Origin of the sequence: Psychrobacillus sp. AK 1817 (assembly GCF_008807035.1) — a bacterium.
GTDB lineage: Bacteria > Bacillota > Bacilli > Bacillales_A > Planococcaceae > Psychrobacillus > Psychrobacillus faecigallinarum.
Genome location: NZ_CP031739.1, coordinates 301,151 through 312,238 on the forward strand (window position 1 = coordinate 301,151; position 11,088 = coordinate 312,238).

11 protein-coding genes are annotated in these 11,088 nt (G+C 34.5%); 8 read left to right on the plus strand and 3 right to left on the minus strand.

Annotation, left to right across the window (positions count from 1 at the left end; all coding sequences use genetic code 11):
- Positions 1–208: 208 nt before the first annotated feature.
- Positions 209–1,846, minus strand: coding sequence for an ABC transporter substrate-binding protein (locus D0S48_RS01535; protein WP_151109602.1), 1,638 nt, complete (start codon positions 1,844–1,846; stop codon positions 209–211).
- 97 nt (positions 1,847–1,943) lie between these two features.
- Between D0S48_RS01535 and D0S48_RS01540 the strand changes: the two genes are divergently transcribed.
- From D0S48_RS01540 to D0S48_RS01575, 8 genes are all read left to right on the plus strand, one after another.
- The gene (locus tag D0S48_RS01540; protein WP_151109604.1) at positions 1,944–3,173 is read left to right on the plus strand and encodes an MDR family MFS transporter; all 1,230 of its coding nucleotides are present in this window, start codon (positions 1,944–1,946) and stop codon (positions 3,171–3,173) included.
- Between the two features lie 282 nt (positions 3,174–3,455).
- Positions 3,456–4,505: a serine hydrolase domain-containing protein gene (locus D0S48_RS01545; protein ID WP_151109606.1), complete on the plus strand. Its 1,050-nt coding sequence runs from the start codon at positions 3,456–3,458 to the stop codon at positions 4,503–4,505.
- The gene (locus D0S48_RS01550; protein WP_151109608.1) at positions 4,489–5,802 is read left to right on the plus strand and encodes an ABC transporter substrate-binding protein; all 1,314 of its coding nucleotides are present in this window, start codon (positions 4,489–4,491) and stop codon (positions 5,800–5,802) included. The genes D0S48_RS01545 and D0S48_RS01550 overlap by 17 nt, the downstream gene beginning before the upstream one ends.
- A gap of 20 nt (positions 5,803–5,822) precedes the next feature.
- Entirely contained in the window at positions 5,823–6,764 is a 942-nt protein-coding gene (locus D0S48_RS01555) for a carbohydrate ABC transporter permease (protein ID WP_144536126.1), read from the plus strand.
- A 14-nt stretch (positions 6,765–6,778) separates the two neighbouring features.
- Positions 6,779–7,606 carry a carbohydrate ABC transporter permease gene (locus tag D0S48_RS01560; RefSeq protein WP_144536128.1) on the plus strand — a complete coding sequence of 276 codons (828 nt, stop codon included), beginning with the start codon at positions 6,779–6,781 and terminating at the stop codon, positions 7,604–7,606.
- A gap of 88 nt (positions 7,607–7,694) precedes the next feature.
- The gene (murQ, locus tag D0S48_RS01565; RefSeq protein ID WP_151109610.1) at positions 7,695–8,606 is read left to right on the plus strand and encodes an N-acetylmuramic acid 6-phosphate etherase; all 912 of its coding nucleotides are present in this window, start codon (positions 7,695–7,697) and stop codon (positions 8,604–8,606) included.
- 238 nt (positions 8,607–8,844) lie between these two features.
- Positions 8,845–9,255: a hypothetical protein gene (locus D0S48_RS01570; protein WP_144536130.1), complete on the plus strand. Its 411-nt coding sequence runs from the start codon at positions 8,845–8,847 to the stop codon at positions 9,253–9,255.
- 22 nt (positions 9,256–9,277) lie between these two features.
- A complete protein-coding gene (locus D0S48_RS01575) occupies positions 9,278–9,697 on the plus strand; it encodes a hypothetical protein (protein ID WP_151109613.1) in 420 nt (139 codons plus the stop codon).
- Positions 9,698–9,759: 62 nt separating this feature from the next.
- On the opposite strand, the gene D0S48_RS01580 is transcribed toward D0S48_RS01575, so the two are convergent.
- Both D0S48_RS01580 and D0S48_RS01585 read right to left on the minus strand, forming a co-directional pair.
- The gene (locus D0S48_RS01580) at positions 9,760–10,221 is read right to left on the minus strand and encodes an SRPBCC family protein (RefSeq protein ID WP_225321665.1); all 462 of its coding nucleotides are present in this window, start codon (positions 10,219–10,221) and stop codon (positions 9,760–9,762) included.
- Positions 10,222–10,364: 143 nt separating this feature from the next.
- Entirely contained in the window at positions 10,365–10,985 is a 621-nt protein-coding gene (locus D0S48_RS01585; protein ID WP_144536136.1) for a ZIP family metal transporter, read from the minus strand.
- Positions 10,986–11,088: the final 103 nt, after the last annotated feature.

Below are 11,088 nucleotides of genomic sequence, written 5' to 3' on the forward strand. Positions count from 1 at the left end.
TACAAAGTACCTTGAGACTACCAAGTCTCAAGGTACTTTCTCATTTTAGAAGGTGGTGAAACAAATTCCCATGACTTTCATGCGTGTTACTCATCTATTGGACGTTTCATATCATAATAGGTAGCCTGCCATCTCCAACTGGGGATCTTTTTCAAATTCATCAATTAATAGCAAGCATCTTCACCATGGACAATTTTATGAGCACATATCATGATTTAAATTCTATGTCTGGCTTGACCCATAGCTTTGAAAAATCAACATACCCGAAATGCTTTATATTTATGTTCATTAAATCAGAAGAAAAAGGAATTTGTCTTTTTGAATAATATAAAGGACATGCTAAAGAATCCTCTATTAACATCCGATCAATTTTTTTGTGCAAGGAAGTCCATTCTACAAAAGGGGTATTAGCGTACTTTCTTAATACACATTGATATTTATCTTGTTTTCGTAAGACATTGGCTATAGGAGAATATCCATTAAGAAGAAAATGAAAAAAAGAAAAATTTTGATTCATTTCAAATATTTCCCCATGTATGTATAAATCTACTTCATTATTTGAGTCCCTATTCATAAGATTGTCCTCAAAGGAAACTGTTTTAATCTCTACAGGAACACCATTCTTTGTAAGAATGCCTTTTAACCAAAGAGTAGGTTTGTTTGTATAATCTATTAATTTCAGTATTATAGGTCTCTTAAACTCAGGGCGAGGTATACTATTTAAACGATATTTTTTACTTATTCCAATTAAGCAACCTTCTTCATTGGGTAATAGCCTCTCATCGGCAGTATTTATTTCATTTCGGTATTTGGAAATTATGTAATGAAGATAATGCCGTATTTCAATATCTAAATGTGGATTCATCAATACAATTCCAAAGCCAGAGTCACTTTTAATTGGAAAATAAGTTTGTTGAGCAGATGATGTGCGATAAACGTTCTCAAAATCTACTGGCACTTGAACAAATTCAATTTTATCTAAAAGAGGCCTTTCCCCATAGTAATCTTTAAAGACTACTAATGTAGTGATTGTTGGATTATTTTCTTCTACATAGTAACATCCCGTACCATAAATAAAATCCAAATGCTCCTTATAAATACTTGCATTCATACTTCCTAAAAGCTGTAGGCAGTAACTACAACCTGTTGGATAAGAGATATCTACTATTAATGGAGCAACAGCTTCTATTTTTTCAATTGGCTTACATAATACCGAAAATTGTATATTGTTTTTTAGTTTGCGAAGACATAATACGACATCTTCTGCGGTGAGAATAGAGCCGTCGTGAAAGGAGATATCTTTCTTTAGGTAAAGTCGAAGTTTGGTGTCTGTAATATCCCAACTGTGACAAAGTTCTGGAGAAACTATGCCGCTTTCATCCACAGAAACTAGACGATTATAAATCGTAGCGACCATATTGGCACTATGTGCGTCAGCAGATTTTAACGGATGAAGTGTAAGAAACGGGTTTTTTCTTGGAACAATGAGCTTATCGTCCATTTGCTGTACAAAGCCAAGTTTGTTTTGAAACTTTTTCATCAATCTTTGTCGACACTCTGTTGACCAATCATACATTAAGTATTTACTACTTATTTCTGCGCTTTCAATTTCTAAAATAAGCATGACTTGCTCCTCAAAGCAAGCTTCGACATCCTTTAACCACATTAATTGTGAAGAATTTCCTCTACCTTTTCCAGAGATGAACTTCATCCAGCCCTCAGAGCACCACTTCTGTATATACCTCTTTGTTTGCTTAGTGCTGAAACCTATTATATTTGCAATCTCTTCTTGCTTAATCTTACCTGAAGGGACAGTGTTCCAAAGGGTTAGCAATGAACGATCCATGTAAAACACCTCATTAAGTGGACAACTTATAAAAAAATGTCCATTTTTAAATTCAAAAGTCTAGTTTAATATACTAAATACAAAGGAGGTGTACAATATGAAATGGAAAAACTACCCACAAAATATTAAAGTTCGATTAATTACATCTTTTTTTAACAGAGCTGTTTCATCTGCTGTCATGCCTTTTATGGCATTGTTCTTTGCACAAGAGATGAGCAAAGTATGGGCCGGTTTATTTTTAATAGGCACAGTAGGAGTTAGTTTTCTTATCAGTCTTATTGGAGGATACATTTCAGACCGTCTACCAAGGAAGGGTTTATTAGTAATCACTTCATTTTTAAGTGGATGTATGTTTGTTTGTATGACAGTTAGCTTGTTGCCAAAATCGAATATCATTTGGCTGTTTGCAGCTGCATATACTATATATATTATTACAAGCAGCTTAGGAAGGCCTGCTATGCATGCATTAGTCATTGATTCAACTACTCCTGACAATCGTAAAGAGGTATATGCGTTAGATTATTGGTTAACTAATTTGTCTATGGCTATTGGGGCAGCATTAGGGGGATTACTATATTTAAACCACCAGGTTGAATTGTTTATGTTATTATCATTCACTTCTTTATGCCTGCCGATAGCATATAAAATCTGGTTAATTAACGGACATAATAAGCTTTTGGAAAAGCAGCATCAGAATGTTTTTGTTGATTTAATACATAATTATAAAATTGCTTTTAAGGATAAACCATTTGTTCAGGTAGTTGTAGGTTCCATGTTTATTTTTGCTGCTGAATTTTCATTAAACAGTTATATAGGAGTTCGGTTAGCGGAGACTTTTAAGGTGGTTAATATAGGAGAGTTCGAGCTTGTAGGAGTTCGAATGTTAAGTCTGCTAAATATTGAAAACATGCTTTTAGTTGTTTGTTTAACATTTTTTATAAATAAAATTACTGATCGTTTCAGCAACAGGCATGTTCTGCTTATAGGTTTAGCTTTCTATAGCGTAGGATACATCACCATTACATCTGCTAACACATGGTATATACTTCTACTCTTTAACTTTATAGCTACGGTCGGTGAATTAATCTATTCTCCTGTTAGAAATGCAGAGCAAGCAAATATGATTCCAGCGGATAAAAGAGGATCGTACTCGGCGTTTTCCAATTTCTCTTTTAGCGGAGCAGAGCTAATTGCTCGTTCAACAATCATAATAGGGGCTTATTTAGTACCAACTATGATGTCTGTATACATAGGAATAATATTAATGATAGGAATCGGTTTGTTATATGCAGGTTTGTTTCGGAGAAAACTAGCTATAGTTGTTTAAATAATTTTAAAATGTTTTTGTTCTATATCCTTCTAAGAAAACCTCACACCTTTGAAAGTGTGAGGTTTTTCGGTATATGTGTTTCAGAAAAGAAGACTCTCCAACTGGATGATTGAATCAGAAAATCATTAGATCTCATAGCTATCTCTTTATTGTTATAAAAAATAAGTATAAATAAATTGATTAAAATAATATTTTAAAATTTTCATTGTTTCTTATAATTTTATTTTATATACTATAAATGTGAATTATCTGAAAATTATGTGATAAGGGGGAGGTTTTATGCTAAGGGAAATTATACAGAAGTATATTGAGGAAGAAAAAATCCCAGGTGGAGTTATCCATGTTCAGCGTCATAAAAAAATTCTCTATAGGGATAGCTTCGGTTCTTTTATCACAAGAAATAACGAAAGACAACCTGTTACTTTTAGTACTCTCTTTGACATCGCTTCATTGACCAAGGTGGTTGCAACGCTTCCTGCATTCCTAGTGTTATTAGAAAGAAAACAATTATCTTTAAAGGATCCTGTTCAAAAATATATTTCCCAATTTCGTTATTCAGATATTAATATTGAACACCTTCTATATCATAATAGTGGACTACCAGCAGATTTATCTCCACCTGTTCAAAGGGATGAAAATAGAAAAATTTTAGAAGAGATACTAACAGTTGTTCCACTTTTTAAGCCAGAAAAAGAAGTTGTTTATAGTGATTTAGGGATGATTTTGTTAGGGAAAATTATTGAGGAGGTTTCTGGAGAAGTTTTCGATACATTCGTAGCAAAGGAAGTTTTAACACCAATGGGAATGCATCAAACAATATTTAATCCTAAGGGAGAGATAAGAAATCTAATAGCAACTACTGAAAAGATAAATGATTGCTTTATTCAAGGTGTGGTCCATGATGAAAAAGCATTTTTGTTAAATGGAGTTTCTGGTAGTGCTGGATTATTTTCATGTCTAGACGACCTCGTCCACTATGCACAGTTTTGGTTGAATATTTCAGAGCATTCTGTGTTTGATCCTGTTTGGTTACAAAATTGCCATCAAAACACTTTTAAGCACAGAGGCTTAGGATTTGAAGTATGGAATGGTATAGATACAGAAGTAACCATTAATAGCAGTTGGTCCAGAGGTTCGTTCGGGCATACAGGTTTTACTGGAACCTCGGTATGGATGGATCCAAAGGAGGAACTGTTTGTAGTATTACTAACTAATGCTATCCATTACGGGAGGGATGCGCCAAAGAAGGAATTTAGGCAGGCAATTCATAAAAGCGTTTACGACATGTATATCAAAAAAGGGGCGTATAAAAATGAAACAATGGATTAAAAATGGACTCTTAGTCCTTACAATCATGTTATTAACTTTTGTCATGGCTGCTTGCGCAGATGACAAAGATAATGATTCTTCATCAACAGGCTCTGAAAATGGTGGAGATAAGATAACTACATCAGCAGAAAAGGAAACAATAAATTTGACCATTGGCAGTTGGAGAACTGAAGATGTTTCTAAGTATGAAAAAGTAATTGCTCTTTTTAACGAAACGCATCCAGAAATAAAAGTAGAATTCAGTCCCACTAAAAATACGGAATATAATACAGTTTTAAATACTGCTTTACAAGCTGGAGAAGGTCCGGATATTTTTCACTTGCGTCCATATGGTGCTGGTTTAAAGCTAGTGGATGCTGGATTCGTTGAGCCGATTACTGGCTTAGAAGGGTTAAATCAATACTCGGAGGAATTCTTGGCAGCCTCTCGAGGAGCAGACGGAGAGCAATATGGTGTGCCATTAAACATTAGCTCTACTCAATTTTTCTATAACAAAAAAATATTTGCTGAACAAGGAATTGAAGTTCCAACTACTTGGGATGAATTCATAGCGGTCAATGAAAAACTTTTAAAAGCAGGAGTAACCCCAATTGCTATGGGTACTAAAGAAGGCTGGTTACTATCATTAACACATGGAATCTTAGGTGCAGGAGTTATGGATGGTAATTCGTTTGCAGATAAACTTGTAAAAGGAGAAACAAATTTTGCTGACCCTTCATTTGTAGAGTCAATCAAAGCGATGAATGATTTGAAGAAATATTTCCCAGCAAACTCTGAGGGCTTAGGTATGGACGATATTCGTACATTGTTTGCAATGGAACAAGCAGCAATGTTTCCGCTTGGTAGTTGGGAAATACCTGTCATAAACGATTTAAACGGAGATTTGGATTACGGTTATTTTGCAATGCCTTCTAAAGAAGGAAATCAAACAGTAACTTCGTGGGTAGATGGTTCATTTGCTATTAATGCTAATTCTAAAAACAAAGATGCTGCTAAGGAGTTCCTACAATTTCTAACAACTAAGGAATTTGGAGAGCTATTTGTTAAAGAATTTAATATGATTAGCGCGATTCCTGGAATTAGCTCTGAAAATGAACTTCTTAGTGAGTTAAGTAAAGAGGTGGAATCCAAATCGACGCCATATTACTGGGTTATCAATTTTGCCGGTGGAGATCCAACGACAAAAACTGTTTTAGAAACTGAACTTCAAGGGATGTATTTAGGTCAAGTAACACCTGAGGAAGTAGCGGATAAGGTACAGAAAAGTGCTGAATCTTGGTTTACACCTTTCCAATAATAAAAAGGAGGCTGTGATAAATGTCAGAAAAAACAGCTCCAATAAAACGATCAAAGAAGGGAAAAGGGTGGACTATACACCTTTTTCCTATCCCTATATTAATCATTTATGGGATGTTTGTACTTTATCCTATACTGGCTGCATTATCATACAGCTTTTTCTCCTTTAAGGGGTTCTCTAGAGATGCTTTTGTTGGCTTAGACAATTTTGTCACTCTATTTACTACGGAGCCTTATGGTTCTATGTTCTGGAACGCTTTTTCACATAATGTACTTTACTTTTGTATTCAAATGGTTGTAATGAATGGATTAGCGTTTTTATTAGCTTTTATCATCTACAAAAAAGTAAAGGGAGCAGAATTTTTTAAGGTTGCCTTTTTCTTACCACGGTTGCTATCTGTAATCGTTGTAGGTTTCTTATGGAAGTTAATATTAAACCCAAATTTCGGAACTTTAAATCTTATATTGGGAAAGCTTGGATTAGAAAATCTGCAAAGAGCTTGGCTAGGTGAACAAGAAACTGCTTTAATCTCTATTATTTTAGTAAACTGTTGGTTTGGTTTAGGTTTTGGAGTTCTCATATTTTTAGCTGGTTTTCAAAATATCCCAGGGGAATTGATTGAAGCTGCCAAGCTAGATGGAGCAAAAGGCTTTACGATGTTAAGGAAAATATTCATTCCATTGATGATTCCATCTATCTTAATCATGACGGTCTTAACTTTTATCCAATCATTTGAGGCATTTGAGCTGATATATGCTATGCAGGGCTCGATGGGTGAGCCGTATTATTCAACAGATACACTGGCTGTTTTCTTTTATCGGTTAGCCTTTGGTAGTTCTACAGCTTCTAGTTCTACTGCAATTGGTCTAGGTTCAGCCCTTGCGACTGTTTTGTTTTTCTTCATATTAATATGTACAATGATTTTCTTGAAGTTTATGAATAAAAAAGAAGTCCAAATGTAAGAGGGTGAAAAAGTATGGAGAAAAATTCAATTTGGATTAGGCCAATCTATTATGTAATTATGTTTGCTGTTGCCACGATAAGTTTGTATCCAATCTTTTTAATGTTTCTTTCCTCCTTCAAATCGAGTGCAGAAATATTTAAGAATCCTTTAGGACTACCTACGAGCTTCAGCTTAGATACTTATAGAACACTCTTAAGTAAAATACCTTTTGATCAGTATTTTATAAACAGTGTTATTGTAAGTGTCACCTCTGTAGTACTAGTGGTGATTTTTTGTTCATTAGCTGCTTTTTATATCGCCCGTTTCAATTTTAGCTGGAACAATGCAATTTTCTTTTTATTTTTATTGGGAATGATGATACCAATAAAACTAGGAATTGTACCATTATTTATATTAATGCGTGATCTTGGTCTAATTAACTCCTTGTGGTCCTTAATCTTTATGAATATAGCAACCGGTACCCCTATTACGATGCTTATATTAACTGGCTTTTTCAGGACTTTGCCTTTGGAGTTAGAGGAGGCTGCTAGAATTGATGGGGCAGGCAACCTACGCACTCTATGGCATGTCCTTCTTCCTCTCATGAGACCTGCATTAGGAACTGTTGTCATTATTAACTTCATCGCTTCTTGGAATGACTTCTTCTTCCCGCTTATTTTTATAACGGAGAAAGCAAAGATGACAATTCCTGTTGGTATGCTCTCTCTTTTTGGTGAGCATTCTGCTGATTGGGGCTCATTGTTTGCTGGTCTGACTCTAGCATCCTTACCAATGATGGTTCTATTCTTAATAGCATCTAAGCAGTTTATGGAAGGATTAACGGCGGGAGCAGTGAAGTAATTTGATTAGTGAGTGTTTGTACAAACTCCAGAAATGCAAATAAATATATTGGTTGAATAAATGTAAATCAATGGAAGGTTTGACATTAATGATTCAATTGGATAAATTATCAACAGAGCGACATAACCCTAAAACAACGGAATTAGACATGATGTCTGTCACTGAAATTCTTCACATAATGAATGAAGAGGATCAAAAAGTAGCGAATGCAATAACAAGGATCTTACCAAAAATAGAAAGTGCGATAGAGATAGTATATGAAAAGCTCACTGCCCAAGGAAGACTATTTTATATGGGAGCTGGAACTAGTGGCCGATTAGGCTTGCTAGACGCGGTTGAATGCCCTCCAACGTTTAGTACTGATCCAAATATGGTTCAGGCTGTATTAGCTGGAGGTTTAGATGCAGTCATGGTTGCAGTAGAGGGGGCAGAGGATAACTTTGATTTAGGAATAGCAGACTTAATGTATAGGAAATTTAGTTCTAATGATGTTGTTATTGGGATCGCAGCTAGTGGGAGAACTCCATATGTAGCAGGTGGACTTTCTTATGCCCAATCAATTGGTGCAAAAACAATTAGTTTAACTAGTAATACCGAATCTTTGATTAGCACGTATGCAGATGTTGCAATCGAAGTCGATACAGGTCCCGAGATTTTGACAGGCTCAACTAGACTAAAGGCAGCGACAGCACATAAAATGGTGCTAAATATGATTTCTACTGTAGCTATGATAAGGCTCGGGAAAGTATACAAAAACCTCATGGTGGATGTACGTGCGAGTAATCATAAGCTTCAAGAAAGGGCAAAAAAAATTGTTTGTGAGGCCACAGGTTTTACATATGAAGAAGCCGAGCTAGCATTAGAAGAAACCGAATATAATGTTAAACAAGCTATTATTATGATATTAACCAAGACAAATGCACAGGAAGCTGCAATATTGCTTCAAAAGGCAAACGGTAAAGTAAGGTTAGCGATTATTGAAGGTGGAGCGGAAGAGTAGCCCATTTCAAACAAACAAAAAACAGATAGAATTTCTAGGGATAATCATTAACTTTTTCTATATTCATATAATCATAGCTAACAACTTTAATATACTATAGAACTTTTATACCTCCCTTTTCTTAGGGAGGTTTTTGTTATTTATGAAATCCCGAGTATTAGCGTAGCGAATGTTTTATCGACATTAATCGTATATATAAGTAGCGTGGTAATTATTCTTCAGAAGGATGTGTAAATAGATGAAACTGATTTCTAGAACACCGTCCTCTAAAAGAGGATATGGTATTTTTTTAATAGTCCTTGTTTTTGTTATTGTTTTAAGCATTGTTTGGTTGATGAAAAAAGAAGACACTCAGAGTTCTGTCGATTTATCGGAGAGCATCAAATTAGCTGCTATATCCATATTAGAGAAAGATCCTAATATAACGGATTTCACGATTGATAATATTAAACAAAGTCATAGAAACAATGAATCAGAAGAGGTGTATATACTTACATTCTCCATTAAACCGATAGACCCAGCGAATTTCATACTAACTGGAGGAGGGGTAAAGGGGGAGAATGGTTGGATACACGAACGTGTCAATTATGTGACAGTCAAGGATAGTGAGACATTAGTTTTTAGTTCCAATCCATCGGAAGACCATTAGCAAGGAAAGGAGAAGCATGCCCATGAAGTTAATCTCAACCACTCCCTATCAAAAAATAGTAATGTTAAAATTAACTTTATTGATGCTATGTTTTTTCGTAATTATTACTGTTCCTTTTTGGTTTTTCTTTTTAAGAGGTGGATCAGAAGAAGATGAATTAAGAGAAAGAATTACAGAAACGGCAAAAGAAATTTTGAAAAGTGATGAAATTATAAATGAATTTACTCTGGATAATTTGGAGCTAAGTTATACAACTGATTCTTCTGAAGATGTATATAGATTGGAGTTTTCTGTAAAGACCATTAATCCGGATAGCTTTATCTTAGCAGGGAGAGGGGTTAGAGGAGAGGATGGATGGGTACATCAGCTTGAAAATTACATAACCGTCAGGAATGATAATAGTCTTGTGTTTAGTACCGTTCCTGAAGATGATGGTCATTAACTACAGTTACTTAGCATTGTACACTGTCATCCAAATCCTGATAATTTTATATACGTATGTTGTTATACTTGGCAAAATAGTAGTTTAAATGTCTCTTTATACTCAATTCTTTTCCTCGAGTGGTTCGCAGCAAAGATACCGTTTCCTTTTTCAAGCTCTGATTTTAAACTGCTTAGAACACTTGTCCAAGCGTTATCATGCCAATATAAAGCCTCATTCCAATCTTCTGTTTTAGAAAATCCGCTATGAATAAGATTTATCTTTGTTAAATTTGTTTCATTTTCTTCTAATGTAATTTCAATAATAGTCAGGTTGTCTTCCACATTCATGATTTCAGCAAATGAATCGGGAGCCTTCCACGTAAACATTAGTTTTTGCCTTTCAACTAGATCGATTATTTTGCATCCCTTTGTATTCATTTGCTTGAGATTTCCAGGTATAAAATAAAGTTCATATTTCCCACCTATACAAGGCTCTATAATGGCAGTTGGAGCGAACCATTGAGATACAATATTATTATTCATCCATGCATTCCATACAATGTATATAGAAGATTCTACATGTAAGTCTTTTTTATTTGAACTATCTCCGTATCATTCTTCATTTTCGAACCTCCTAATCTTTTATATTTTAATATTATTTTAACTATACTGAATAGTTAATAATATTATTTGTTTGATGGGAAAATAAATTCTTTCCAACTTGTTAGACCAATTAAACAAATAGAAATTCCTATCAATACCCCTTGTATTCTCGGAGCTATGAAAATGTCCTTTCCGATCCACATGAAGAATATAGAACAGACGGATAGGGAGAGGAAACAAACTAATAAAGACATTAGTTTCTTTTTACGAAGTAAGAAAAGACTAGTGAGTGCAAAGCCCTCTGGAATATGGTGTAAGATGGTAGAAGTAGTAATCGCGATTGGAAACATTTGATTGTTAAGCAACGAACCAAGAGTTAGGCTTAAAGGAATTGTATGTAAAAATAGTCCGAAAATCAATGGAGTCATAGAGCTCACATGCTTCTTTTCGTTATGTGAGTGAAGAACCGTTAGGCTATAAAAGAAATAACCAATGATAAATCCTAGAAGCAAACTTAGCTTTTCATAGGATTCAAGGGATTCTGGAATAATCTCAAAAACTAATAGACCGACCAATAATAATCCACACAATAACCCTAATGCTCTATTAAACTTCTGATGGAACATTTCATATGCTAAAAGAGCAATGGTTCCTCCACTGACAAGACTAATAAATAAAAGTATACCCATAAAGACAAATATCATATTTTACCTCTTTCGTTTAAGTTTGATAACATAATGAAATGAGCTTATATAAGGCTATATTAAAATTATATGTATGTTCGTTAGCGAGCAGAAGGAGAGTTAA